Below are 24,691 nucleotides of genomic sequence, written 5' to 3' on the forward strand. Positions count from 1 at the left end.
ACTTTCGGGAGGCACGCATGGCTTTGCAGTCCATGACCGGTTTTGCGCGGCGCGAGGGAACGAGCGGCCGCTGGCGCTGGGCATGGGAATTGCGCTCGGTCAACGGCAAGGGCCTCGACCTGCGCTTGCGCCTGCCGCCCGGCCTCGAACGCATGGAGGCAGACGTCCGCCGCCTCGCCGGCGAAAGCTTCAGCCGTGGCAACCTGCAGGCATCGCTATCCGTCAGCGCCGACGAGAACCGTTTCGAGGCGGTGCTGAACAGACAAGCGCTCGCCGCCGTGCTGGCCATGCGCGAGCAGTTGGACGGTGTCATCGATCCGGCGCCGCTGAAGCTCGATACGCTGCTTCTGGTGCGCGGCATCGTCGAATTCCGCGAAAGCGAGGATGGCGAGGAGGCGCTTGCCGCCCGTGACGCCGATATCGCTGCCGGCCTGCTGGCCGCGCTTGCCGATCTGAGAGCAATGCGCGAACAGGAAGGGTCGGCGCTGGCCCGCATTCTTCACGACCACGTCACGACGATCGAAGGCCTGACACGGACGATCGAGGCCGACCCCTCGCGCTCGGCGCAGGAGATCGCAGCGCGGCTTGCCGCGCAGGTCGCCTTGTTGATGGACGGCATGGCCGCGCTCGACCGCGACAGGCTGCATGCCGAAGCCGCGCTGCTGGCGACCAAGGCAGATCTGCGCGAGGAAATCGATCGTCTGAAGGCTCATGTCGCCGCAGCGCGCGATCTCCTGGTGAAAGGTGGCCCCGCCGGGCGCCGGCTGGACTTCCTTGCACAGGAATTTAACCGCGAATCGAATACCATCTGCTCGAAGTCGAATGCCTCGGCGGTCACCGCTGCCGGCATCGAGCTGAAAGTCGTGATCGACCAGTTCCGCGAGCAGGTCCAGAATTTGGAGTAAGACATGAAACCGGCGAAATCCTCGCCCGTGCAGATCGCCCGCCGCGGTTTGATGCTTGTCATCTCGTCGCCGTCAGGCGCCGGCAAGTCCACCATCGCGCGCACGCTGCTGGAGACCGACAGGCAAATCGGCCTTTCCGTCAGCGTCACCACGCGCCAGCGCCGCCCGAGCGAAGTCGAGGATGTGCACTACCACTTCAAGAGTGTGCGCGAGTTCGAGCGGCTGCGCGATAGCGACGCGCTGCTCGAATGGGCCGAGGTGCATGGCAATTTCTACGGCACGCCGCGCGAGCCGGTCGAGCAGGCCATGGGCGAAGGCCGCGACATGCTCTTCGACATCGATTGGCAGGGCGCCCAGCAATTGCAGGAGAAGATGTCGGCCGACGTCGTCTCGATCTTCGTGCTGCCGCCGACCATGACCGAGCTTCAGTCGCGGCTGCATCGCCGTGCCGAGGATTCCGAGGAGGTCATCCAGACGCGCCTCGCCAACAGCCGCGCCGAGATCGCCCACTGGCGCGAATACGACTATGTCATCGTCAATGACGATCTCAACGCCGCCCTCGACGCCGTCCAGTCGATCGTCAAGGCCGAACGCCTGCGTCGCGACCGCCGCCACGGCATGTTCGACTTCGTCCGCGAGTTGCTGGAAGAGACGCCGTCGCTTTAGAGTAAACTCCTGGGAAAACCGCTTCGCACCTCGCTGGAGTTGCCCTACAGGCTGTTCGCGAGAAGGCAGAATTCCTCGACGGACAAGGTTTCAGCCCGCCGCGCCGGATCGATCCCGGCCTTGACGAGCAGGCTCTCGCCGCCGAGCGGTTTCAGGCTTTGACGGAGCATCTTGCGGCGCTGGCCGAAGGCGGCCTGCGTCACCTTTTCCAGGTTGGCGACGGCGCAGGGGATGGGGGTGTCGCGGGGTATGAGATGCACGACCGTCGACGTCACTTTCGGCGGCGGCGTGAAGGCTTGCGGCGGCACGTCGAAGGCCATGCGTGCCTCCGTCCGCCAGCCGCAGAGCACGCCCAGGCGGCCGTAATGGTCATCGTCTTCGTTGGCGACGATACGCTCGCCGACTTCCTTCTGAAACATCAGCGTCAGCGACTGCCAGAACGGCGGCCAGGCTTTCGGCAGCAGCCAATTGACCAGCAACTGCGTGCCGACATTGTAGGGCAGGTTGGCGATGATCTTGACCGGGCCTTCCGGGACCAAGGTCTCGAAATCAATCTTCAGCGCATCGCCTTCGATCACCTCCAGCCGGCCGGGATAATGATCGGCGATCTCGGCGAGTGCCGGCAGGCAGCGGGGATCCCGCTCGATGGCGATGACCTTTCTGGCGCCGAGCGCCAGGATCGCCCGCGTCAATCCGCCAGGGCCGGGGCCGACCTCAACGATGGTCGCCTCATCGAGTGTGCCCGCCGTGCGGGCGATCTTCTGCGTCAGGTTGAGGTCGAGCAGGAAATTCTGCCCGAGCGCCTTGCGCGCATCGAGGCCGTGACGCTGGATGACGTCGCGAAGCGGCGGCAGGCCATCGAGTGGTGCCATCAGCGACGGCTTTCCACACTGCGGCCGAGTTGCGCGGCGAGCTTCAGCGCTGCGACGAGGCTGTGCTCGCGCGCCAGTCCCTTGCCGGCAATGCCGAAAGCGGTGCCGTGATCCGGCGAGGTGCGCACGAAGGGAAGCCCGAGCGTCACGTTGACGCTGTCGTCGAAACCAAGTGCCTTGGCCGGAATCAACGCCTGATCGTGATACATGCAGATGGCGACGTCGTATCGCGACCGCGCCTCGTCATGAAACATCGTATCGGCGGGCAGGGGGCCGATCGCATCGATGCCCTCGTCGCGCAGGCGCTCGATCGCCGGGCGGATGACGTCTTCGTCCTCCGTGCCGATCGCTCCGCCTTCGCCCGCATGCGGGTTGAGGCCGGCAACGGCGAGCCGCGGTGCCTCGATGCCGAAGCGCTGCTTCAGGTCTTCATGGGCGATCCGGCAGGTTTCCATGATCAGTTCGCCCGTCAGCGCCGCCGGCACGTCCCGGATCGGAATGTGGATGGTGACGGGTATGGCCCGGAGCTTCGGTCCGGACAGCATCATGACAGGTGTCACCGGCCGGCCGGTCGCCCTGGCGGCGAGATCGGCGAGAAATTCGGTATGGCCGGGAAACCGGAAACCTGCCTCGTAAAGCACGGCCTTGGCGATCGGATTGGTGACGACCGCGAGCGCTTCGCCGCTGATGACAAGCGACACGGCTTTCTCGATCGACGCGATCGTGCCTTTCGCGGTCGCCTCATGCGGTTCGCCGGCCACGACCTCGATACCAGCAGGTATGGTCATGACGGGCAGCGCGTCGGCAAATATCCCAGCGGCTTCGCTGGCTTTATCGGTCTCGCGAATCGAAACCGCCAGATTGAGCTGGCGGGCTCTCAGCGCCAGAACATCGGGGTCGCCGATCAGGAAGAAAGGTGGCAGCCCGAGTTCACGCCGCCTCAGCCAGGCCGTCAAAGTAATATCCGGCCCGATGCCGGCGGGGTCGCCCTGGCTCAGCGCAAGCGGTCGCGAAAACGGTATCGCCATTGTCGGTCAGCGATAGGCGATCTGCGCCTTTTTGCGCAGTTCATCCAGGTATTTCTTGCTGTTTTCGTTTTCCGGGCTGGCGTCCTTGCCACCCTTGGACTTGTCGAGATCTTCCTGGCGGAAAACCATCTCGGCGGCCTGGTCGTCGGAGACCTGCCGCTGGCTGCAGATTGCCAGATATTCGACGCCCTTGTCGGTGACGCGGGTCCCTGTCGTGTTGCCCTTGGCCTGCTCGACCAGCGGCTTCCAATCCGGCGGGATCTCGGGGGCGAGCATGCGGCCGAGATCGCGCACGGAAACGTCGCGCATCGTCGCAGCAAACACCTTTGCCTGATCGCAGCCCGGAAATTTGGAGCGCGACGCCTCGGCCTCGCCCTTGCGCTTGCCGGTGATGGCGCCGCGCTTGGCTTGCGGAATGACGAAGATGACCTGCTGCAGCATATATTCCGTCGTCACCGGCTTCTGCTTGTTGTTCTGCATCATGCGCGAGACGAGATCATAGTTCGACAGCCGTGAGGTCGAGCCGTAGCGGGCGTTGACGACACGCGGCCAGCTCATCTGCACGGCGATGAAACCCTTGAAATGATCGACGCCGACGCCGGCGCGATCGAGGATCTGCGACATCTGCTCAGGGGACAGCTTGTTGCCGCTCGAAAAACGCGCGAAAGACGCATCGACGTCCTGCTGCGAAACCGACATATGGACGCGGGTGACTTCCTGCCGCTTGAGCGCCTCGTCGATCAATTGCTCCTCGGCGGCCTTGGCATCGGCCTTCGTATGCTGCAGGCGCAGGAAGGCCTGACGCTTGGCGACATCGCCGCTGGTGATGGCCGTGCCGTTCACCACGGCCTTGACTTCACTGGCCGCAAGCGCTGAACCGGCAAAGCCTGTCAGCAATGCAAGCGCTGCCCCGGCGAGGAACTTGGTTATGGCTTTTTTCGCGTCAATCATCTGTTGACCTCCCGATAGCGTCGCGAGACGTTGTTCGCGGCGTTCTTACCACAGTGCGAGACACGCGGAAATCGCTTCCGTCACGGCGCGAAACCCCTATGCCTCAGATATCGACTGGCGGCAATGTCCTGCATAGGCTTACGGCGAAAGAATGGCTTCAGCCCATCTTTGCGCCGTCCGCCCGTCATTCCAGGGTGTCGGAGCCGATCTTGATGTCGCCGAGCGTGCGGAAGGTCAGTCGAGCGCCGATCGTCCAGTCGCTTGCCGTCTCGTCGTCGGAATCCCTGCTGTCCGTATAGGCGATCGTGAAGATCGTGCATTCGTCTTCATAAGAGAGGCCGAGCGTCCGGCGGCTGATCACATCATTGTTCAGATCCCAGGCAATGCCGCCGAAGATCGACCAGTAATCCTTGAACTTGACCCTGCTGTTGGTCTGGATCTCGTCATTGTCCTCGGCGAAGCCATATGCCGGCTGAGCGCTGAGATGGGTGTAGGTCAGCTGCGTCGAGAAGGTGTCGTTCTGGTAGGCCGTCGTCAGGTCGCCGCGGCGGAATTCGAAGTCCTTCTCGTCGAGGCGGTAGGAGGCCGCGACGGAAACGCCGTACGGTGTTTCGACGCCGCCAAGGCCGACATAATCGGAGCGGTCGGTTTCAAGGCCCGAATCCGCACCGACATTGACGAGGTCATCGGTCGCAAACGAATTCTGGCCGGCGATCTGATAGGATTGGCCGAAGATGCCGTGCAGCTTGTAGCCGCTGTCGAATGTACCGGTGTACTGGATACCGACATTGGCGCGGGTACCGCCTTCGATCCGGTCGTAGCCCGAGAACTTGTCACGGTCGAACAGCGAGGTGGCGTCGAAGACGAAGCTCTGCGCATCCTCGTTCGGCAGGCGCCCTGCGAGCTGCTCGTCGGGGCGGGCATAGATCTGTGCGATCGGCTCGAGGATATGGGTGCTATTGTCGGTCGTCATCAGTATCGGATAACGCATCTCCAGTCCGGCCGTGAACATCGAGCGGGTGGCGGAATTGCCGTCGACATAGTTGCCGGTGTAGCCGGTGGGATCATCCATATTCAGCGCGAAGGCATCGCCGCGCGCAGCCAGCAGCGGCGTGATCACCAGGCCGGTCGGCGTGACATAGGTGCGCTTCCATTGCAGCTCGGCAGTCAGCCGCGAGGTCTGGCCCTTCAGGCCGCGGAAGCGGTCGAAGCCGTCGACGGTATAGAAGTCGTCATGGGTGCGCGAAATATTCGTCAGGTTGACATCCGCCGAAAGCTCGCCGCCGGCAAGCGGCTGCGGCGCCACATAGTGATAGTCGAGCGACGGATAGACGATCGCCTGCTGCTTTTCGGCGGTATTCGTCCGGTCGGCATCCTGGACGTCGAAATAGAACGCCCGCATGTCGAAATAATTGCGTTTCCCGAGCCCTGTCAGGTAGATCTGGTTGGTACGATCGGTACCGGTCAGGCCGCGCAGCTTGTACGTTTTCGAGAAATTGTTGTCGCTCTGCATCATGACGTCCCAGCCGAACGTCCAGCGCGGATTGATGCGGAATTCGGCCTTCGATGCCACCATGCCACGCTGCTCAGCTTCGGCATCGGTGGTGCCGGAGCTGAAATTGCCCGGCTTTGCCTGGTCGATGCCGGCAACGCGCAGGATATGTGTGCCATTTTCGAAGCGCTGGCGGAATTCGCCTTCGATGAGGAAGCCCTGGGCCGTGTAGCCCGTCGCGGTGACCGTCGCGTCCATGCTCGGCGAGATCACATAATAATAAGGAACGGAAAGACCGAAGCCGAGATTTTGCGACAGGCTCATCGTCGGGAAGAGAAAGCCCGACTTGCGCTTCACCGTATTGTCGGGAACTTCGATGAACGGCAGGAAGGCGATCGGATGGCCGAGCAACTCGAAGCGCGCTCTCTCCAGACGGATCGTATGCGTCTCGCCGTTCTGGATCACCCGCTGGGCCTTGACCTGCCAGAAGGGCGCGCGCTTCGGATCTTCGGCGCAGGGAAGGCAGGCCGTGTAGACGCCCTTGTTGAGAATCATCTTCGTGCCGCCGACGCGCTCGCCGCTTTCGGCGACGATGCGGGTATTGTCGGCGGTCTCGATGCGCAACGAGTTCAGGAACCCGTCGGCAAAATTGTCGGTCACATCAAGGTTGTCGGCATAGATACGGTTGCCGTCCGGGCTGACCAGCTCGACATTGCCAAGCGCCATCATCCGGCCGGTCTTCTGATTGTACTCGACCTTCTGCGCGACCATTTTATAGCCGCCATAGTTGATCTGCACGCCGCCGACCGCCGACACCAGATCGGCGTCACGGTTATAGACCAGTTCATTGGCCGAAAGCAGAAGCTTGGCCCCTTCGGGGATCTTCGTCTCGATATTTTGTTCAGGCGCGCTGGCCTGGCCGTAAGAGGCCGGGACGCTGCCGAAATAGGAACATAGAGTCGCGCCGACAAGCAGGGCAACCAGCTGTTTACTAATAAAATACTTGCGGTCGCCTGCCGCCACTAGCCGTCCTCCTGATGAAGCAGAATAGTCGCACCCAAGGCCAGCGCGACGACCACCGGTATCCACGTCGCCACGAAGGGGGGCACAACTCCACTGCTTCCGAATGCCTTTACAAGCACGGTGATGACATAAAGCATGAAGCCCGAAAGGATGCCACCCAGAATCACGGAGCGGGATTGGTTGAACCGGCTAAATTTTAGGGACACTGTTGCGGCTATGAAAGTCATGGCCACCAGCAGCAATGGCTGGGACAACAGGGAGTTGAATTGCGTCTCCAGCGCCTTGGTCGAGATGCCGAAGGATTTGGCCGCCGCAATCCGGTTGGAAAGGTCAAAGAAACCAATTGTTTCCGGCGCTGTCAGCCGCTCCTGGACAAAGTCCTGTTTCAGATTGGTGCGAAGTTGAACCGAAGCTTTACGCACGGGGATTTCGCCAGGCTTGCGCTCGACAACATTGTTAAGTTGCCAGTAACCATCTTCCAACTTTGCCGTGGCGGCGTCCTGTCTCAGAATGACCTGACCGCTTGAATCGAAATGGATCAGCACCGCGTCGATCAGCTTGGTTCCGCTCTCTTGGACCGTTTGGGCGCCGATGATGACATCGTCCCGGCCGCTGATCTGGCGCAGCCACGGAATCTGCGGTGCCTTGCGCAGAACCGCGTTCTCGCCGCGCCAGTCGGATTCGACCAGCAGCGCCTGGCGCTGTCCCCAGGCGGCAAGTGGGTTCAGCGCCGCCATCGTCAACAGGCCGAGCACCAGCGAGCCGGCGATGAAGGGGAACATGAACTGCCAGACCGAAATGCCGGCTGCGCGCGTGACGACGAGTTCATATTTGCGGTTGAGGCCGATCAGCACCGTCATGCCGACGAAGAGAGCTATGAACGGCACCGTCTGCTGCAGGATGAGCGGCAGGCGCACGGCGGTCATCAGGACGCCGCCGCCGATCGTGTAGCCGGGGAGGCCGGACATGCGGCCCGCCGTCTCGCTGAAATCGAGGAGGAAGGAGATCGCCGAGACGCCGATCAGGAACCAGCCCGTCGTCACCAGATAGCGGCGAAAGAAATAACGCGACAATGTCCCGAACATCATTGGGCAGCGCCCCCGCCGGTCCTGCCGGTCACGGCAAGCAGCCTTTCCTGCATCCCTCTCCAGAAGGACGAAATCCGGTCCCGGATGAACGACGGCATGACCAGTCGTTTGTGCAGGCCGAGGAAGACGATCGAGACGATGCTGCTGACGATCGGGATGGCGTAGAGGACGGCGATATATTCAGGGTCGGTATCGATCTGATTGGCCGCGTAGAAGGCCGCCCATCGCATCGCGAAGGCATAGGCGAGAGCGCTCACCATCGGATGCAGCCGCGCTTCGCGGTGCGAGCGCGCATCGCCGGCGATCGCCAGCGAAAACAGCGCAAAGACGACGGGCAGGATCCAGTCGGTCAGCCGCCGATGCAGTTCGGCGCGGTAGCTCTGCGGCCGGATCGTATAGTCCTTGTCGGCCGGATCCGGATTGATCAGGAACCACAGGTCACGGTCGCTGGCGCGCAGCGTCGCCTGACCGCGATTCTCCGTCATGTCCGAGAGGTCGAAGGAATAGGAATCGAAATTGATGACTGAGACGTTGCCATCGGGCGTTTTGCGGTGCACTTCGCCCTCATGCATGATCAGCGTCGTGCCCGTATCGTCGACGGCGCCTTCCTTCGCATAATAGATCAGTTCGTAGGCCGGGTCGCGCTCGTCGGCGACGAAAAGGCCCTTCAGCATGCGGCCGGCCATCCGCTTCGAGATCTGCACATACAGGCCTTCATCGAGCTTGCGGAAGGTCTTTTCCTCAATCACCGAAGAGAGGAGGTCAGCATAGGTCTCGGCGATCATCTGGCGCACGACGGTCTTTGCGCGCGGCTCGACGACGTTGTCGACGAAGAATGAAAAGACGCTGATGGCGGCGGCAAGCAGCAGGATCGGACGGATCAGCACGCTGCGCCGCGCCCCGGCCGCATCGATGACGGTCAGCTCGGAATCATTGTTCATCGTCGTCAGCGTCTGGGTGATCGCGATAACGAGAGCGAAGGGCAGCACGACGGGAATGATCGACGGCAGGATCATCGTCGCCAGCTTGGCGAACGAGCCGATCGACTGGCCGCTGTCGGTAACCAGATTGATGCGCTGCAGAACCTGAGTCGTCCAAATGATCGCCAGAACGGGCAGGAGCGCCACGAGAAACATCTGGCCGACGCGCCGCAATATGTATGTCTCGAGTAGTTTCATGCCTGCCCTTGAAAGCACCTGCACGCCCAAACGGCTTTGCAGGAGAATCCCTCTACGCTCTTTGTCGCGCTTTTGCGACAAGCTGGTGTCAAAAATTCATTCAAATTTCAGAATTTTTTTGATGCTGTTGCGACTCAGTTAACGCCAGCAATGCGGCGAAGACGACAAGCGAGGAAAGCCATCCGAGAACGACGTCGGAAAGGTAGTGCGCGCCGAAGGATAGCCGCATCGCCGGGGTGAGGATCGAGATCGCCGCCACGGGCGGCGCCAGCGCATAACGCAGGGATTTCGGAACGAAGAGCAGAAGGCAGAAGAGCCAGCCGGCGCTTGCAGCCTCGCCTGAGATGAATGAGCAGTTCGAAACGCATTTACCGGCAAGCGAACCTGCCTCGGCGAAATGCAGCGCACCGCCGAAAATATCCGTCTGTATCGGCCGCGGCCGGCCCCAATGTTCCTTCAGGACGACATTGACGAGCAGCACCGGCCCGATCAGCAGCGTTCCGAGCGCGACTTTGAGCTTTTGCGCCCGCGCAGCGTTGAAGGTCGCGCCATGCTGCCGGTAGCACTCGACGAGTTTCCACACCATCACGATCGCCACCACATAGGGCAGGCGGAAGAAGAGGGTGCGCAGCAGGTCGAAGGCCGCGACGTCGCGATAGGGAAAGCCGCCGCAGATGCTCCCGGCAGCAGCAGCCGCGTCGCAATCTGCGCCCACGAAAAAAAGCTGGGAAAAATAGATGTCTATTGCGGGGAAGGCCCGGAAGACGGCAAGCAGCGCCCACCACGTCCAAAACAGCAGCATGAATGCACCGAAAGTCGTTTTCGGCAGGCGGATTGCCAGGTCCCGCCATCGATTTTTCGAAAAAACTGTCAACGCTAATATCTACGAAACTGACGAAAACATGAGAGCCCTGATGGCTGCGGGCGACCATAACAATTGTCGCAAGCCATTGACAGACCCGCCAAAGGCGAAATTATCCGCGACGGACGGATTTCAAAGAATCCCAGCGGAGAAGACATGTCAGCAAAGTTGGAAGTTTCATTCTCGAAGTCGGCAAAGCCCAATGGCGGCCTGGCGATCCTGTTGAAGACTGCGGAGGCCGACAGCGCTGCCGGCGCCGATACGGTCGACCCGGCAGGCGTGATCGTCAAGGCTGCTAGGATCGCCCGATTCTCCGCGAAATCCATGAGCGGGCTCGATATTGTCGCCCCCGAGGGCGCGCCCGTCGAGCGCATCGTCGTCATCGGGCTCGGCAAGGCCGCCGAACTCACCGCCCATGACTGGCTGAAGGCCGGCGGTGCTGCGGCATCGAGAATCAAGAACACCGACAAGGCCGCCGTCTTCATCGACGTGCCTGGCCTCGCGACCAGCGCGCGGGCAGCCGCCGATTTCGCGCTCGGCATGCTGCTGCGCACCTATAGCTTCGATACCTACAAGACGAAGAAGGGCGATGAGGAGGAAAAACCGGCGAAGTCCGTCAAGGTGACGATCGTCACCGCCGATCCGGCTGGTGCCAAGAAGGCGTTTTCCGATTCCGAAGCGATCGCCGGCGGCGTCAATCTGGCCCGTGACCTCGTCAATGAACCGCCGAACGTGCTCGGTCCCGTGGAGTTCGCCGCCAAGGCGAAGGAACTGGAAAAGCTCGGCGTCGAAGTCGAAATCCTGACGGAGCGCGAAATGCGCCGCCTCGGCATGGGCGCTCTTCTCGGCGTCGCCCAGGGCTCCGTGCGCCCGCCGCGCCTGGCGGTCATGCAGTGGAAGGGCGGCAAGGGCAAGGATCGTCCCGTCGCCTTCATCGGCAAGGGCGTCGTCTTCGATACCGGCGGCATTTCGATCAAGCCGGCGGCCGGCATGGAAGATATGAAAGGCGATATGGGCGGTGCGGCAGCCGTCACCGGCCTCATGCATGTGCTCGCCTCCCGCAAGGCCGCCGTCAACGCCATCGGCATCATCGGCCTGGTCGAGAACATGCCTGACGGCAACGCCCAGCGTCCTGGTGATATCGTCACCTCGATGTCCGGCCAGACGATCGAGGTGATCAACACCGATGCCGAGGGCCGCCTCGTGCTCTGCGATGCGCTCTGGTATTGCAACGACCGCTTCAAGCCGCAGTTCATGATCAATCTCGCCACGCTGACTGGTGCGATCGTCGTGGCTCTCGGCAACGTGCATGCCGGCTTGTTCTCCAATGACGACCAGCTATCCGCCCAACTGACGGCAGCCGGCCTGTCGAGCAACGAAAAACTCTGGCGCATGCCGCTCGGCAGGGATTACGACAAGCTGATCGACAGCAAGTTCGCCGATATGAAGAACACCGGCGGCCGACAGGCGGGCTCGATCACCGCCGCACATTTCCTCAAGCGGTTCGTGCAGGACACGCCTTGGGCGCATCTCGATATTGCCGGCACGGCGATGGGCTCGCCGCAGGACGAGATCAACCAGTCCTGGGGTTCCGGCTTCGGCGTGCGCCTGCTCGACGAACTCGTTCGCGCCCATTATGAATCCTGATGACGGACGTTCTCTTCTATCATCTGACTGAAACCAGGCTGGAGGACGCGCTTCCGCCGCTCATCGACAAAAGCGTCGAGCGCGGCTGGCGCGTTGCCGTCCAGACGCGCGAGCCGGCGCGGCGTGATGCTCTCGATCAGCATCTGTGGACTTTCCGCGAGGAGAGCTTCCTGCCGCACGGCACCGACGAGGCGGATTTCGCCGAAAGCCAGCCGGTGCTTTTGACGGTGACGCCGGACAATGCCAATGCGGCGACCGTGCGTTTCATCGTCGACGGCGCCGAGCCGCCGCCGGCCGATGCCTATGAGCGCATCGTCTTCATGTTCGACGGTCATGACCAGGAGCAACTGGAGGCCGCCCGTGCGCAGTGGAAGAAGCTGAAAGGCGAGGGGCACAACCTCACCTATTGGCAGCAGACGTCAGAGGGGCGTTGGGAGAAGAAGGCCTGAGCGTTTTACCGACACCAGAGCATGGCGCGTCTTTTTAGACGCGCCAGGACACTGTAACACTTTGAATTGCTGCATGAAGCCGTCCAGCTTCGCTCTCACCGGCTGGCGGTAGCCGTTATCCTTTCGACCCTTTGTCCTCGTCGAGGTTCGTCAGGATGTTGAGGGGGACGATCCCGCCAGCACTTTCCGACGCGTCGAGCGCCTCGACTGCCAAAACATGCTTTCCATTCGGACTGACAAAAGCGAATGCCCACGCCTTGTCGGCAAAGGTGCTGACCGGCATTTCCGCCCAGCCGGCTTGATGGACAAGGCGTTCGGCATAATAGGCTTTGATGGTCTGCGGTTCGGTGGTGCTGGCGAGATTGCGCGCCAGGATGCGCATGGACTTCTCTCCGAACCGCCCTTCCAGTTGGCCCAACACCCTGCGAGTGGCCTGCCAATCCTCTGCCTGGGTCGCCGATCCGAAGGAATATTCCTCGGATCGGGAAAGGCCCGGTGCATCAGGCGGCATGGCGACCTGTTCGCTCCAACATGCCGCAAGGCCGAGAAGCGGTACCACAAGGATGCCAATCTTCAACACGCGGAAAAATCGGCCCTTGCGGCCAATTTTATTGCTCATGAGCGGCTGCCCCCGAACACTATTGCCATAGGCCGGCAAATCTTGCCGGTTTCTATGACGTTATTGCGACGCTCAGTCGTGGAAGGCGTCGACGAATTTCCGCTTGCCGAGCATGAAGGCATCGGCGACGTGGCGCAGCGGCGCGAGATCGACATCCGATTTGCCGGCCTTGATGATTTCGGCGAAGCGACGGTAGAGCGAGGGATATTCCTGCTCCGGCTCGGCGAACCTCAGCGTGCCGTCGATCAAAAGCTTGGCACCGCCCTCGGCGAGTACCATCTGGCCGGCTGCCGTCTCCGCGACGATGTCCCAGCTCTGCTTGCCGGTCTGGCGCCAGTCGAATTCGGCGTGAACCGGCATGCCGTCGGCATTGCGGAAGTGAATATCAGCCGCGATCGGCGCATCGCGATTCTCGGGAAATTCGAGCACGGCCTCGGTGATGAAGATCGGCCGCGGCAGGATATGGGTGACGATCGACAGTGCGTTGATGCCGGGATCGAAAACGCCGAGGCCGCCGGCCTGCCAGATCCATTCCTGGTTCGGATGCCAATGGCGGACATCCTCCTTCCAGATCACATGCACGCTTTTGATCGTCGTCGAGGCAAGAAACGCCTTGGCAGCTTCGACGCCCGGCGCATAGCGCGAATGCCAGCTGGCAAAGAGCGACGCGCCCTGCTTGTTTGCCAGCGCTTCGAGATCGGCCACTTCGCTCAGCGTCGCGCCGGGCGGCTTTTCCAGGAAGACATGCTTGCCGGCGACAAGCGCCTTATAGGCTGCCTCGTAGCGATATTGCGGCGGCATGCAGAGCGAAACGGCATCGATCGACGGCTCGGCGTCGAGCATCGCTTCGATCGTCGTATAACTCTTGACGCCTTCGACCGTGCCGTGCCGGCTTGCCGTGGCGACGAGCTGGAAATCCGGGTTCTTGGCGATGGAGGGAAGGTGCTGGTCGCGGACGATCTTGCCGACGCCGACGATGGCGAGATTGATAGGAGACATTGTGTTTTCCGAGCCTGTATAAAAGTATGATTTATTGACCTGTTTGTATCAGAAAGAGGCGCGCCGACAAGCTCTCCTCCTCCATTCTACCGCATGATAGTTTGGCGAAGGAAGCTGTAACCCATCGCCGCGCGGGCGGCGCGCTCTTCGGAATTGCCGTCGCCGCCATGCCCGCCGGAGCCGAATTCATGGAAGAGCGGCCGGTGTCCGTCTTCCTCCAGCCGTGCGGCAAAGCGGCGCGCATGCGAGGGGTGCACGCGGTCGTCATTGGCGGAGCTTTCGATGTAGATCGGCGGATAGCTGACCTTGGTCGCCGGCCCGACATTGTGAAGCGGCGAATAGCCGAGCATGAAGTCCCGGTCCGCCGGCGTCTCCGGGTCGCCATATTCGTCCATCCAGGCTTGCCCTGCGCTGAACAGGTGGAAACGTGTCATGTCGAGGACCGGCACCTGGCACCAGACGGCGCCGAAATCGTCGGGATAGCGCGTCAGCATCACGCCGGTCAGCAGTCCGCCATTGCTGCCGCCCTGGCAGGCGATCCGCGACGGCACTGTATAGCCGCGGGCGACGAGATCGCGGGCGATGGCGACGAAGTCGGCAAACGCCCGGTCTCGCCCCTGCCGCTTGGCGCTGCGATACCAGTCGGGCCCGAATTCGCCACCGCCGCGGATATAGGCCTGCACATAGGCGCCGCCTTGTTCCAGCCAGCGTCCCGTCACGCCGGAATAGTTCGGCGATAGCGAAACATCGAAGCCGCCATAGCCGTAAAGCAGCACCGGCAGCGCGCCCTTGGTCCACTGCTTCGGCAGGACCAGCCGGTAAGCAACCTTCGTTCCATCCTCGGAAACAGCCTCCAGCAGTTCGGATGACATATCGGTCGCATCGAAATAGCTCGGCGCCGTGGCGACGAAAATCGGCTCGGCTTGCTTGCTGCGATCCGACAGCTCGAGGCGGTAACAGACGGGAGGCTGCAGGAAGCCCTGGCCGACGATGTAGAGCGTATCGTCGCCAAGATGCAGATCCGCATGAAGCGGCCTGAAATGAGCCGTCTGCATGTCCGCCGGCAGCGCGATCTCGCGCTGTTTGGCATCGGGCCTTGTCAGGTCTAGCACCATGAGACGCGGACGCAGCCGATCGGAGATGATGAAGACACACCACTCCTGCATCAGCATCATCTGCGCGATCGACTGGCCCTCGCCAGGCTCAAACAGGATCCGCTCCGGCCCGAGCAGGGCCGTCTCCGAGGCGGGATCGAAGCGCTGCAGCACGAGGCTGCCGGTCGCAACGCGCTCATCGGTCTTTGCCCGCCAAAGGCAATGATCATGATTGAACTGGAAATCGGCTTCCTTAGGCAGATCGATGCGTCGCTGTGTGCCGTTATCGGCGATCAGGAAAGCGCTCGCGACGCCGATCTCGTGGGCGGCGACGAAAATATCGATCAATCCGCGATCCGCTGAAGCGCCTGATAAGGCAGGGTCGATGACGAGATTGAAGCCATAGACGTCCTCGTCTGCTGCTTCGAACATGACGGCGGCATCTTCCGGTCGCTGCCCGCGCTTCAATCGCCGTCCGACGCGCGGCCATCCCGAGCGGGTCGCCGAAAATCGGTCGATGGAACCGAAATAGCAGATTTCGTCGCGGCTCAGCCAGGTGGCATGCGATCGCGCGGCCGGTGTATCGAAGCCGCCCTCGACGACCTGTTTCGGTTCGGCGTCGAATTCGAGCAACCGGAGAAGGTCGGAGCCGCCGTCCGAAAGCGTGAGCAGCACCCGCGTCGGCTCCCATGGGCAGGTGACGGCGCCGCGCCAGTTCCAGCGCTTGCCTTCCCTGACGCAGAAGGCGTCGAGATCGAAGACCGGCTCCCAGGCGGCGTCCGGCAGCGGCTGCTGGTCTGCCGGCAGGCGGAGCCAGATGCCGAGAGGATTGTCCTTGCTCTGCCGGAAATCGAACAGCCACTCGTCTCGGCGCATCGGAACGATCAGCCTGTCCTGCCGCTCGATCAGCGCCTTGATCGCGTCGCGATCCCTCTCGAATTCAGGTGTTCTCAGTGCCGCGTCGGAAACCCGGTTGTGCTCGTCAATGAACTGGCGGGTGCGCGGATCGTCGTCCGTTTCGAGATGAAGGTTCATATCTGACCTGCCGGCTTCCGTTGACGTCGCACTGATCTAGGCAGCCAACCCGGGCTTGGCAACCCGCCTTAGCGGATCGTCACGAAATCGGCTGAGGCAACGACGGTGTTCGGCACCTCAGTCTTCTTGAATTTCAGCGTCACCACCTTGTAGCCTTCGGCTTCGAGCCTCGAGAGCAGGCTCGGCAGCATCGCCACCGTGCGTTTGTGGATGTCGTGCATCAGGATGATGCCGCGGCCGCGCTTGTGTAAGAGGTTCATCGTCCGCTGCGTCGCGGAGACCCGCGTCGTGGTGAAATAGTCTTTGCTGTCGATGTCGACATCCATGACCACCATGTCGCGCATGGCGATCGCAGCACGCAGCCTGTGGCTCTCGGCAAGATAGGGGAAGCGGAAGAAGGAGACATCGGTTCCGGTCGCCTTGGTCACCGTCAATTCGCCCTTGATCACCTCGGCCATCGCCGCGTCGAAACTCAGCGAAGCGAGGTTGGCGTGGTCATAGGTGTGACTGCCGATCGTGTTGCCGTCCTGGGCGACCTTGCGGGCGAGCGCCGGATGCATCTCGGCCATTTCGCCGACCATCATGAAGGCGCCCTTGACGCCGAACTGGTCGAGGATTGCCAGCACCTTGTCGGTCCGGCCGGGGATCGGGCCATCGTCGAAGCTCAGGATCACTTCCTTGTCCTGCAGCTTGAGCTCGGCGAGCGAGGAGACCTCCAGCGTCCGTCCGGCGAGATGGTGCGGGCCGGCAAGGCGCGGCGCCGCATCGTCGCCGGTATAGGCAAGCGCCCGTCCCTCGGGCGCGATCACCGAGGAGGTCTTGATCGAGGTATCGGGAGCTACTTGTCTGGTGGTGCTGCAGGCGGAGAGGGCGACCGTGAGGGCCATGCAGGACAGAATGAAAAAACGATACATGGAAAGGGCTCAACAAATCGGTAACGAATGTTGAGACAACCTTTCGGATTATGGTTAATGATCGGTTGATAATGGCCGGAATTGCGTTGATGTGCGGCACTTCGCCACGCTTTCGATAGAGCATGATGCCGAAAAGTGTCAGCGGTTTTCGGACGACATCATGCTCCAACTGTTTAATTTAGAACAGGATTCAGATTTTAGGCCGATCCGGCCTAAAATCATCCTGTTCTAAGGCCTGTGGCTATCCCGCCATCGCTTCTTCGTATTCGGCAGACAGCATCAGCCAGTCTTCCTCGGCAGCAGCGAGTCTTGCCGCAGCCTCGCCGCGTTGCTTCACCTTTTCGGCGGCCTTGGCGGGCGTCTTTTCGTAAAGGGCCGGATCCGCAAGTTCCGCATCAAACGCCTGAATCTGTTTCTCCAGCTTCGCCGTCAAGGATTCGATTTCGTTGATCTTTTTCCTGAGCGGCGTTAGCGAGGCGCGGCGTTCGGCATTGAGCTTGCGCTGGTCGGCCTTCGACGTCGCATCTTCAGTCAGCTGCGGCTTTTCTTCTTTTTACCGGAACTGACGATGAGGTCGCGATACTCGTCCATATCGCCTTCGAAGGTCGTCACCGTACCGCCGTTGACCAGCCACAGCCGATCGACGGTCGCTTCGATCAGATGGCGATCGTGCGAGATCAGGATGACGGCGCCTTCGTAGTCGTTCAGCGCCTCGATCAGCGCGCGGCGGCTGTCGATGTCGAGGTGGTTGGTCGGCTCGTCGAGGATCAGCAGATTGGGCGCATTGAAGGCGGCAAGCCCCATTAGCAAGCGAGCTTTTTCGCCGCCGGAAAGATCCTTGGCGGCCGTCGCCATCTTCTCGGTCGCAAGCCCCATCTGGGCGACGCGGGCGCGCACCTTGGCTTCCGGCGCACCGGGCATCAGGCGGCGCACATGCTCCACCGGCGATTGCTCGGGAATGAGGTCGTCGAGCTGGTGCTGCGCGAAGAAGCCGATCTTCAGGCTCGGCGCGATCTTCACTTCACCGCTTTCCGGCGCCAGCCGGCCGGAGATGAATTTGGCGAAGGTCGATTTGCCGTTGCCGTTCGAGCCGAGCAGGGCGATGCGGTCGTCATTGTCGATGCGCAGATTGAGGTTCTTCAGGATCGGATTGCCGGGCTCGTAGCCAACGGCGCCGCTCTGGATCGCGACGATCGGCGAAGCCGGCTGCTTTTCCGGCTCGGGAAAAGTGATCGGCTGTACGTGGGCCTCGATCACCGCGGCAACCGTTCCCATGCGTTCCAGCGCCTTGACGCGCGATTGTGCCTGCCGGGCCTTGGAAGCCTTGGCCTTGAACCGGTCGATGAAGCCCTGCAGATGTTTGCGCGCCGCGTCGTTCTTGGCCTTGGCCTTGGTCTGCAGCTCGTCGGCTTCCGCCTTCTGTCGCTCGAACTGGTCGTAACCGCCGCGATAGAAGGTGAGCTTCTTCTGGTCGAGATGGACGATCGCATTGACGGCATTGTTCAAAAGGTCGCGATCGTGGCTGATGATGATGACAGTGTGCGGATAGCGCCTGACATAATCTTCCAGCCACAGCGTGCCTTCGAGGTCGAGATAGTTGGTCGGCTCGTCGAGCAGAAGCAGATCCGGCTCGGAAAACAGCACGGCGGCAAGTGCGACGCGCATGCGCCAACCGCCGGAGAAGGAGGAGGCGGGGCGGGCCTGCGCGTCCTTGTCGAAGCCGAGGCCGGCAAGAATGCTCGCCGCGCGCGCTTCGGCCGAATGCGCGTCGATATCGACAAGGCGCATCTGGATTTCTGCGATGCGGTGCGGATCGGTTGCCGTTTCCGCCTCGGCAACGAGGGCCGTGCGTTCCTTGTCCGCGGCAAGCACGATCTCGATCAGCGCGTCTTCGGTCGCCGGCGCTTCCTGCGCCACCTGGCCGATGCGTGCAGCCTTCGGGATCGACACCGTTCCGCTCTCCGAACCGAGATCGCCGGTGATGACGCGAAAAAGCGTGGACTTGCCGGCGCCGTTGCGCCCGACGAGTCCCGCCTTCGTGCCTGAAGGCAGCGAAACGCTGGCATTGTCGAGGAGCAGGCGCCCGGCGATGCGGGCGGAAATATCGGTGAGCGTGATCATGGCCGGCGTTTTGGCCGAAAGCGCCCGCCAAGGCAAGAGCGCTTGTCAGTCCTGGAGCATGATGCCCAAAAGCGGGAGTGGTTTTCGGACCTCCGGCCGGATCTAGCGGCCGAAAGCCTGCACCGGCAGTCGGGGGTTCGACTGCGCGGCGAGAAGCGCCACGCGGGCATTGGCCTGCAATTGTCCCGGTGTTGCCGCGTCGGTGCTGAGCGCCACGCCGATCGAGATGGTGAGCCTGCCGGGATCGGCCTTGTCGGATGTCGCGAAGACCAGATTGTCCTCGACGGAGGCGCGCAGCCGTTCGGCAATAGCAATCGCATCCTGCATGCCGACATTGGAAAACAACAGGGCGAATTCGTCGGCCTCGGTGCGGGCGACGAAATCGTTTTTCTTGACCGACTTGCTGAAAAGGCCGGCAAGCTTCTTCAGGAGCTTGTTGCCTGCCTGGGTGCCGTATTTGTCGTTGAGATCGGTGAAATTGTCGATATCGACCATGATCAGTGCGCTGCCGGCGGCACCTTCTTCACGCTTGTAGAGATCGGCGATCGTCCGGTTCAGCGCGATGCGGTTTGGAAGCCCGGTGATCCTGTCGGCGATCGCGGCCGATTGCATCGCCGAAATGCCGCGCTCCAGCGTTTCCAGCGTCTTGATATCGTCCTGCAGCTTCGCGCCGATTTCCATCTCGGCTGCAAGAACTGTCGAAAGCGAGGCAGTGAGATAATCGACCTCGCTGAGGAAGACGGCAAGGCTCTGGTCGTCTTGGCCGGAGACGGATTTCAGGATGGCGCCGCAGGCGCGCGCAAAGGCGTTCTTGTGCTTCAGCCCTTCGGCAAGCCGATCCGCCACGTCGCGCAGCATCCGGCTCGCCTCGTTCCGCGACGTCTCGCCCGCCAGCCCGCAATGGCCGACGAGCCGGTATTTCAGGCCGAGTTCGTCGAGCATCGGCTGCTGCGGCTGAGGGCCGAGTGCTGCAATATCCTGCGCAAGGCCTGCATTGAGCCCGATGATCGCCTCATGAAAGAGTTCGTAATTGCGCGGGAGCGCCGCAACGTTCAGGCGCGCCATGTGCTGGGCGATCTTCTGAATATCCGCCATCGGCGCCGGGCGCGCAGCCTCGCGCGGCACCAGTGCGTTTGCGCTTCCATTCTGCATGACGATCCCTCGCGACCCGGCCTCATTTCTCAGATCAGGCTATGCCCGCAAGCGTTTAAGAGAGGCTGAATTTTCGACGGGAAGCCTGGGATTCACGGGTGGAACCGGCGAAGGCGGTTAATTCAGTCTTGATGGTGAAGGTCTTACATCCACTCGCGGCCCTCGCTACGGAGGAAGTAGATGAGATCCAACGTGAGGCTCGGCTTGCCCAGCGCCGTCAGCGTCATGTGGCACTGGCCGCGATGATGGGTCTGGTGGTTGAAGAGATGCGCGAGCGCTGGCGCCAGCGGCTGGGTGAATTCGCCCGGTTGCGTCACCGGCACATAGGTGAAGTCGGCGGCAAGGGCTGCCTCGTCCAGCGTGTCCATCCAGGCAATGATACGCTCGTCCTCGGCTTTGCGCGCGGCAGCAAGCGCATCCAGTTCTTCGAAGAGCAGGGCATCGAGTGTCGTCGGTGCCTCGCCGGCACCGCTGAAGCGCTTCATCCATATCCGGTCGGCGACGATCAGATGATTGAGCGTGCGATGCAGCGAGCCGAAAAAAGCGCCGTGGTCGCTGCGGAATTCCGCGTCGCTGAGTTCGGCCGCAGCCGCATAAACTTGCGTGTTGGCCCAACGATTATAGGCGGCGAACATCCTGTAATGTCTTAGCATTCAGACCCTCCCGGATTGGTCGCGGCAGTCTAGCCCTTTTCCCCGGAAATCGCAGTGATGCGCCCATGAAATTTCCTGATTTGATCGCAGCCGCTTTCTGTCGTGGAATGGATGGAGCTACGATCTCGAAAGGACTGTCATGACCAGAGCCCTCTATTCCCTCTGCGGCGCTGACGAGCAGCGCTTCTTTTCGCCCCATTGCTGGAAGGCGGTGATGGCGCTTGCGCATAAGGGGCTCGATTTCGAGGAGATTCCGACGACCTACGCCCCCATCCGCGCGATCGGCGGCGGCGTCTCGTCGATCGTGCCCGTTCTCGACGACAATGGCCGGCTGATCCCCGACAGTTTCGACATCGCCCTCTATCTGGAGGAGGCCTATCCCGAGCGGCCGTCACTGTTCAACGGCGAAGGCGGCAAGTCTCTGTCGAGGATGGTGGAAGGCTATTCGCAAATGATCATCCATCCGGCGATCATGCGCATCGCCCTTCTCGATATCCATGCGAACCTCGACGAGGAAGACAAGGCCTATTTCCGTCAAAGCCGGGAGGCTCGGCTTGGCAAGCCGTTGGAAGTGGTTGCCGCCGACAGCGAGGCGGAGAAGGCCGCCTTCGGCGCCAAGCTGGAGCCGCTACGGCACATGCTGAAGTTTCAGCCCTTCATCGGCGGGCAAACGCCGCTCTTTGCCGACTATATCGTCTTCGGCGCGCTGCAATGGCTGCGTGTCTCCGCCGGTCTCGCCATGCTAGCCACCGACGATCCCGTCATGGCCTGGTTCGAACGCTGCCTCGATCTTCACCAAAGCCGCGGCAGGACTGTGACAGCGGCGTGAAATTGCCGCCCACCTCTTGTTTTCGGGCGTTGGGGCGGGTAAAGACCGCCCACTTTTCCCGAGAAAACAGAGGATTTGACTATGGCGATTGAACGCACCTTCTCGATGATCAAGCCGGACGCAACGAAGCGCAACCTGACGGGCGCCATCACCAAGATGCTCGAAGATGCCGGCCTGCGTGTCGTCGCTTCCAAGCGCGTCTGGATGAGCCGTCGCGAAGCCGAAGGCTTCTACGCCGTTCACAAGGACCGTCCCTTCTTCGGCGAACTGGTCGAAGGCATGACCTCCGGCCCGACCATCGTCCAGGTGCTGGAAGGCGAAGGCGCGATCCTCAAGAACCGCGAGATCATGGGTGCCACCAACCCGGCAAACGCTGACGAAGGCACGATCCGCAAGGTTCATGCTCTGTCGATCGGCGAAAATTCCGTTCACGGCTCGGATGCTCCGGAGACGGCTGCCCAGGAAATCAAGTACTGGTTCTCCGATACGGAAATCGTCGGCTGAGGCCACGCTTCGGCATTCGCCGGCAATGCTTTGAATTGACTCTCGAAAGCCGGGGCCTTGCTCCGGCTTTTTCCATGCATTTTTCTATGCCGGGCATTTGTCGGTGTTCGAGAAATCGACGCTGCCATCAGGCTTGAAGACCTCCGGGTTCTTGTCATAAAGCGCGCCGAGGACGAGCGGCTTGCTCGGCAGGACGGTCTGGTCGAGGTCGGACCGGAACTGCGTCTTCAATTCCTGCAGCACCTTGCCGTCCTTGTCGACCAGCCGGACACTCACGGAATAGGGGCGGTCCTTGCGCACGCAGTGCAGTTTTTCGCTCTGCAGCGCGATCTTGTCGTCGATCGGGTAGATTTTCTGGTTCAGCACCAGCGGATCGCCTCCTTCAGGATTTTCAAATTCGGCGATGATGACCGAACCGTCGGGGATGGGCCCTGTCTTCTTCAGCGTCAGCAGATAGGTGGCGCTCGCCACCCGATAGTTGAAGACAAAGAGATGGCCGGTGACCTCGACCAGGTTTTCAGCCTGGCGCTGGCAGGCTGACAGCATCAGCCCGGCCACCGCCGCCATCACGATCCAATGCTTTCTCATGGCGTCTCCTCCTTCTTGCGGCGATAGTGACGGTTCGCCTTGGCGCGGTTGCCGCAGACCGCCATGTCGCACCAGGCCCGGCTTCTGTTCTTGCTGCGGTCGATGAACAGCCAGCCGCAATTGCCGCAGATCTTCATGCGCTGGGGATCGGGCATAGCGATCAGCCGCAGTGCCGAATGGGCGGTTGCCGCGGCCAGGCTGCCGGGGCTTGCGTCGCGCAACGCCTTCGCCAGCGCTTCCAGCAGCCTGGCCAGCAATTGGTCGTCGCCGCCATTCAGTATACGCTCGCGGAAATAGAGGTCGATCGCTTCCCGCAGCACGATGAAATCCGCTTCGTTTTCCGCCGCCACCGGTGCGATGTTGCCGAAAAGGGCGCGTTCGGCGCAGAATTCGGCCGCAGCGTTTGGAAAGCTCTGCATCTGGTCCCTGACTGCGAAGCGGTCGATCCGCCGAACTGCATCGTGGCGCAAAACGACGCTGTTGACGACATCGAGCGCCAGTGCGCCGCCGGCAAAGCGGTGAGGGGTCCAGGAAAAGCTCATGATGAAATTATAACTGGTGAAATAACTTTTACCAGTTATAATTTTGGTGACGCGGAGTGTCTGTGAATGGCCTATCTTCTGCAGCAGCTGGCGAATGCGGTTCCGCTCGCTGCTCTCTATGCCGCGCTTGCCTTCGGTTATGCCGTCGCCTTCGGCGTGACGAAGCGGGCCGACATCACCTATGGGGCGATCTTTGCCTTCGCGGGCCAGATCCTGCTGCTCTTCACCGAACTCGCCTATGTCAGGTTTTGGCTGGTGCTGCCAGCCGCCCTTGCCGTCGGCGCCTGCGCTTCCATCGTCTATTCGCTGGCGGCGGGGCTATGGATCGGCCGCTCGATCATGCTGCCGCTGGTCAACAAATCGCCGAATACGGTCATCGTCGCTGCCCTCGGCATCATGATCGTGCTGATGGAGACCGCCCGGCTTGCGGCCAATACCCGCTCTATCTGGCTGCCGCCGTTCCTGAACGACACGGTCGTCTTCTGGAGCGATGGCCTGTTCAAGGTGACACTCACTTATATCCAGTTGATCAACACGGTACTGATGTGCGCCATCGTCGCGGTGGGTACGCTGATCCTCAGGCGCACGGCGTGGGGCCGCGTCTGGCGCGCCGTCACCGATGATCCGCTGGCCGCCGAACTCTGCGGCACCAGCGCCGACCGCGTCTTCCTCATCGCCTATACGGCCGCGGCGCTTGTCGCCACCATCTGCGGCATCCTCGCCACCTTCTATTACGGCTCGATGGATTTCGGTGCCGGCCTGATGTTCGGGCTGAAGGTGCTGCTGATCGCAGCCGTCGGCGGCTATTCCGATCCGCTGCGCTCGGCAGGCGGCGCTGCCGGGCTTGCCGTCGTCGAAACCATGTGGGGCGCCTACGGCCCCTTCGTCTGGCGGGATCTGGTCGTCTTCTCGCTGCTCGTCCTGCTCTTGGTCATGAGCCGCAGAGAACGAGTAGTGCTCTAATTATTTCCACTTGTCGCGCGCCGCATCGTCGGCGTCTTTCGCCGCGACCCAGTCGCCGGTGGCGCCATCCCGCACATGCTCCTTCTTCCAGAAGGGCGCTGCGGTCTTCAGGAAATCCATGACGAAATTCGCGCCGTCGAACGCCGCCTGCCGGTGTGGCGCCGCTGCGACGACGAGCACGATATTCTCGCTAGTTGCGATCTTTCCGTAACGGTGGATAGCGGTGAGGCCGAGAAGTCCGAAGCGCTGGATGGCGAGATCGCCGATGCGCCGGATCTCCGCTTCGGCCATGCCGGGATAATGCTCGAGCTCGAGGGCAGCAAGCGTGCCGCCTTCATCGCGGCAGAGGCCGGAAAAGGTAACGACGGCGCCGATGCCGGGTTTGCCTTTGGAGAGCAGATCGACCTCGGCCTGCAGGTCGAAGTCTTCATGCTGGACGCGGATGGTGGGGGTGATGATCACGACAAACGCCCCTGTTGCTGTGAGGCGCATTCACATCCCAACCCGCCCTCATTCC

At 61.8% G+C, this 24,691-nt stretch carries 23 protein-coding genes and 1 pseudogene; 7 read left to right on the forward strand and 17 right to left on the reverse strand.

From position 1 onward, the window contains the following. The first annotated feature begins 17 nt into the window (after positions 1 to 17). Both AC2444_RS05945 and gmk read left to right on the forward strand, forming a co-directional pair. A complete protein-coding gene (locus tag AC2444_RS05945; protein WP_012756833.1) occupies positions 18 to 905 on the forward strand; it encodes a YicC/YloC family endoribonuclease in 888 nt (295 codons plus the stop codon). A gap of 3 nt (positions 906 to 908) precedes the next feature. Continuing rightward, positions 909 to 1,571, forward strand: coding sequence for a guanylate kinase (gene gmk / locus AC2444_RS05950; RefSeq protein ID WP_003547062.1), 663 nt, complete (start codon positions 909 to 911; stop codon positions 1,569 to 1,571). A 44-nt stretch (positions 1,572 to 1,615) separates the two neighbouring features. Here gmk and rsmA read toward each other — a convergent pair whose 3' ends face one another. From rsmA to AC2444_RS05985, 7 genes are all read right to left on the reverse strand, one after another. Next, the gene (rsmA, locus tag AC2444_RS05955; RefSeq protein ID WP_012756834.1) at positions 1,616 to 2,443 is read right to left on the reverse strand and encodes a 16S rRNA (adenine(1518)-N(6)/adenine(1519)-N(6))-dimethyltransferase RsmA; all 828 of its coding nucleotides are present in this window, start codon (positions 2,441 to 2,443) and stop codon (positions 1,616 to 1,618) included. Beyond that, positions 2,443 to 3,471: a 4-hydroxythreonine-4-phosphate dehydrogenase PdxA gene (gene pdxA / locus AC2444_RS05960; RefSeq protein ID WP_012756835.1), complete on the reverse strand. Its 1,029-nt coding sequence runs from the start codon at positions 3,469 to 3,471 to the stop codon at positions 2,443 to 2,445. The genes rsmA and pdxA overlap by 1 nt, the downstream gene beginning before the upstream one ends. Positions 3,472 to 3,477: 6 nt before the next feature. Then, positions 3,478 to 4,422, reverse strand: a complete 945-nt coding sequence (locus tag AC2444_RS05965) for a SurA N-terminal domain-containing protein (RefSeq protein ID WP_012756836.1) — start codon at positions 4,420 to 4,422, stop codon at positions 3,478 to 3,480. Between the two features lie 184 nt (positions 4,423 to 4,606). Then, complete coding sequence (locus AC2444_RS05970) at positions 4,607 to 6,937, reverse strand: LPS-assembly protein LptD (protein ID WP_012756837.1); 2,331 nt, start codon at positions 6,935 to 6,937, stop codon at positions 4,607 to 4,609. Next, on the reverse strand, positions 6,937 to 8,025 hold the full coding sequence (gene lptG / locus AC2444_RS05975; protein ID WP_012756838.1) for an LPS export ABC transporter permease LptG: 1,089 nt from the start codon (positions 8,023 to 8,025) through the stop codon (positions 6,937 to 6,939). The genes AC2444_RS05970 and lptG overlap by 1 nt, the downstream gene beginning before the upstream one ends. After that, positions 8,022 to 9,203 (reverse strand): LPS export ABC transporter permease LptF, encoded by a 1,182-nt coding sequence (gene lptF, locus AC2444_RS05980; RefSeq protein ID WP_012756839.1) that lies wholly within the window; start codon positions 9,201 to 9,203, stop codon positions 8,022 to 8,024. The genes lptG and lptF overlap by 4 nt, the downstream gene beginning before the upstream one ends. 100 nt (positions 9,204 to 9,303) lie before the next feature. Continuing rightward, the gene (locus AC2444_RS05985) at positions 9,304 to 10,077 is read right to left on the reverse strand and encodes a phosphatase PAP2 family protein (protein WP_012756840.1); all 774 of its coding nucleotides are present in this window, start codon (positions 10,075 to 10,077) and stop codon (positions 9,304 to 9,306) included. 144 nt (positions 10,078 to 10,221) lie between these two features. Here AC2444_RS05985 and AC2444_RS05990 point away from each other — a divergent pair, with 144 nt between their 5' ends. Together AC2444_RS05990 and AC2444_RS05995 are read left to right on the forward strand one after the other, a co-directional pair. After that, positions 10,222 to 11,712, forward strand: coding sequence for a leucyl aminopeptidase (locus AC2444_RS05990; protein WP_012756841.1), 1,491 nt, complete (start codon positions 10,222 to 10,224; stop codon positions 11,710 to 11,712). After that, on the forward strand, positions 11,712 to 12,161 hold the full coding sequence (locus tag AC2444_RS05995) for a DNA polymerase III subunit chi (protein ID WP_012756842.1): 450 nt from the start codon (positions 11,712 to 11,714) through the stop codon (positions 12,159 to 12,161). Before AC2444_RS05990 ends, AC2444_RS05995 begins: the two co-directional genes overlap by 1 nt. A 115-nt stretch (positions 12,162 to 12,276) precedes the next feature. Here the strand turns inward: AC2444_RS05995 and AC2444_RS06000 are convergent, their stop codons facing one another. From AC2444_RS06000 to AC2444_RS06030, 7 genes and pseudogenes are all read right to left on the reverse strand, one after another. After that, on the reverse strand, positions 12,277 to 12,780 hold the full coding sequence (locus tag AC2444_RS06000) for a hypothetical protein (RefSeq protein WP_012756843.1): 504 nt from the start codon (positions 12,778 to 12,780) through the stop codon (positions 12,277 to 12,279). Positions 12,781 to 12,852: 72 nt separating this feature from the next. Further along, the gene (locus tag AC2444_RS06005) at positions 12,853 to 13,779 is read right to left on the reverse strand and encodes a Gfo/Idh/MocA family protein (RefSeq protein WP_012756844.1); all 927 of its coding nucleotides are present in this window, start codon (positions 13,777 to 13,779) and stop codon (positions 12,853 to 12,855) included. Positions 13,780 to 13,865: 86 nt separating this feature from the next. After that, positions 13,866 to 15,908 carry a prolyl oligopeptidase family serine peptidase gene (locus AC2444_RS06010; RefSeq protein ID WP_012756845.1) on the reverse strand — a complete coding sequence of 681 codons (2,043 nt, stop codon included), beginning with the start codon at positions 15,906 to 15,908 and terminating at the stop codon, positions 13,866 to 13,868. 68 nt (positions 15,909 to 15,976) lie between these two features. Continuing rightward, a complete protein-coding gene (locus AC2444_RS06015) occupies positions 15,977 to 16,822 on the reverse strand; it encodes a polysaccharide deacetylase family protein (RefSeq protein WP_012756846.1) in 846 nt (281 codons plus the stop codon). Positions 16,823 to 17,063: 241 nt separating this feature from the next. Then, positions 17,064 to 18,943, reverse strand: a pseudogene (locus AC2444_RS06020) (ABC-F family ATP-binding cassette domain-containing protein). A gap of 102 nt (positions 18,944 to 19,045) precedes the next feature. After that, entirely contained in the window at positions 19,046 to 20,095 is a 1,050-nt protein-coding gene (locus AC2444_RS06025; RefSeq protein WP_012756848.1) for a GGDEF domain-containing protein, read from the reverse strand. A 143-nt stretch (positions 20,096 to 20,238) separates the two neighbouring features. Next, positions 20,239 to 20,748, reverse strand: coding sequence for a DinB family protein (locus AC2444_RS06030; RefSeq protein ID WP_012756849.1), 510 nt, complete (start codon positions 20,746 to 20,748; stop codon positions 20,239 to 20,241). Between the two features lie 139 nt (positions 20,749 to 20,887). Here AC2444_RS06030 and AC2444_RS06035 point away from each other — a divergent pair, with 139 nt between their 5' ends. Continuing rightward, positions 20,888 to 21,577, forward strand: coding sequence for a glutathione S-transferase family protein (locus AC2444_RS06035; protein ID WP_012756850.1), 690 nt, complete (start codon positions 20,888 to 20,890; stop codon positions 21,575 to 21,577). 81 nt (positions 21,578 to 21,658) lie between these two features. Beyond that, complete coding sequence (gene ndk / locus AC2444_RS06040; RefSeq protein ID WP_003547097.1) at positions 21,659 to 22,081, forward strand: nucleoside-diphosphate kinase; 423 nt, start codon at positions 21,659 to 21,661, stop codon at positions 22,079 to 22,081. 84 nt (positions 22,082 to 22,165) lie between these two features. Here ndk and AC2444_RS06045 read toward each other — a convergent pair whose 3' ends face one another. Next, a complete protein-coding gene (locus AC2444_RS06045) occupies positions 22,166 to 22,669 on the reverse strand; it encodes a hypothetical protein (RefSeq protein WP_012756851.1) in 504 nt (167 codons plus the stop codon). Beyond that, entirely contained in the window at positions 22,666 to 23,211 is a 546-nt protein-coding gene (locus tag AC2444_RS06050) for a CGNR zinc finger domain-containing protein (RefSeq protein WP_012756852.1), read from the reverse strand. The genes AC2444_RS06045 and AC2444_RS06050 overlap by 4 nt, the downstream gene beginning before the upstream one ends. Positions 23,212 to 23,277: 66 nt before the next feature. Here AC2444_RS06050 and AC2444_RS06055 point away from each other — a divergent pair, with 66 nt between their 5' ends. Next, on the forward strand, positions 23,278 to 24,174 hold the full coding sequence (locus tag AC2444_RS06055) for a branched-chain amino acid ABC transporter permease (RefSeq protein WP_012756853.1): 897 nt from the start codon (positions 23,278 to 23,280) through the stop codon (positions 24,172 to 24,174). On the opposite strand, the gene AC2444_RS06060 is transcribed toward AC2444_RS06055, so the two are convergent. After that, entirely contained in the window at positions 24,175 to 24,636 is a 462-nt protein-coding gene (locus AC2444_RS06060; protein WP_026157305.1) for a molybdenum cofactor biosynthesis protein MoaE, read from the reverse strand. Positions 24,637 to 24,691 lie beyond the last annotated feature (55 nt).

It is taken from the genome of Rhizobium sp. WSM1328, assembly GCF_057653715.1.

Bases quoted from the DNA above. Each gene is read 5' to 3' on its own strand.
- AC2444_RS06055 (WP_012756853.1), top strand. From the start codon at position 23,278: ATGGCCTATCTTCTGCAGCAGCTGGCGAATGCGGTTCCGCTCGCTGCT.
- AC2444_RS05945 (WP_012756833.1), top strand. From the start codon at position 18: ATGGCTTTGCAGTCCATGACCGGTTTTGCGCGGCGCGAGGGAACGAGC.
- AC2444_RS06005 (WP_012756844.1), bottom strand. From the start codon at position 13,779: ATGTCTCCTATCAATCTCGCCATCGTCGGCGTCGGCAAGATCGTCCGC.
- AC2444_RS06010 (WP_012756845.1), bottom strand. From the start codon at position 15,908: ATGAACCTTCATCTCGAAACGGACGACGATCCGCGCACCCGCCAGTTC.
- AC2444_RS05995 (WP_012756842.1), top strand. From the start codon at position 11,712: ATGACGGACGTTCTCTTCTATCATCTGACTGAAACCAGGCTGGAGGAC.
- gmk (WP_003547062.1), top strand. From the start codon at position 909: ATGAAACCGGCGAAATCCTCGCCCGTGCAGATCGCCCGCCGCGGTTTG.
- AC2444_RS06045 (WP_012756851.1), bottom strand. From the start codon at position 22,669: ATGAGAAAGCATTGGATCGTGATGGCGGCGGTGGCCGGGCTGATGCTG.
- AC2444_RS06050 (WP_012756852.1), bottom strand. From the start codon at position 23,211: ATGAGCTTTTCCTGGACCCCTCACCGCTTTGCCGGCGGCGCACTGGCG.
- AC2444_RS05990 (WP_012756841.1), top strand. From the start codon at position 10,222: ATGTCAGCAAAGTTGGAAGTTTCATTCTCGAAGTCGGCAAAGCCCAAT.
- AC2444_RS06025 (WP_012756848.1), bottom strand. From the start codon at position 20,095: ATGCAGAATGGAAGCGCAAACGCACTGGTGCCGCGCGAGGCTGCGCGC.
- AC2444_RS06030 (WP_012756849.1), bottom strand. From the start codon at position 20,748: ATGCTAAGACATTACAGGATGTTCGCCGCCTATAATCGTTGGGCCAAC.
- lptF (WP_012756839.1), bottom strand. From the start codon at position 9,203: ATGAAACTACTCGAGACATACATATTGCGGCGCGTCGGCCAGATGTTT.
- lptG (WP_012756838.1), bottom strand. From the start codon at position 8,025: ATGATGTTCGGGACATTGTCGCGTTATTTCTTTCGCCGCTATCTGGTG.
- pdxA (WP_012756835.1), bottom strand. From the start codon at position 3,471: ATGGCGATACCGTTTTCGCGACCGCTTGCGCTGAGCCAGGGCGACCCC.
- ndk (WP_003547097.1), top strand. From the start codon at position 21,659: ATGGCGATTGAACGCACCTTCTCGATGATCAAGCCGGACGCAACGAAG.
- AC2444_RS06035 (WP_012756850.1), top strand. From the start codon at position 20,888: ATGACCAGAGCCCTCTATTCCCTCTGCGGCGCTGACGAGCAGCGCTTC.
- rsmA (WP_012756834.1), bottom strand. From the start codon at position 2,443: ATGGCACCACTCGATGGCCTGCCGCCGCTTCGCGACGTCATCCAGCGT.
- AC2444_RS05965 (WP_012756836.1), bottom strand. From the start codon at position 4,422: ATGATTGACGCGAAAAAAGCCATAACCAAGTTCCTCGCCGGGGCAGCG.
- AC2444_RS06015 (WP_012756846.1), bottom strand. From the start codon at position 16,822: ATGTATCGTTTTTTCATTCTGTCCTGCATGGCCCTCACGGTCGCCCTC.
- AC2444_RS06000 (WP_012756843.1), bottom strand. From the start codon at position 12,780: ATGAGCAATAAAATTGGCCGCAAGGGCCGATTTTTCCGCGTGTTGAAG.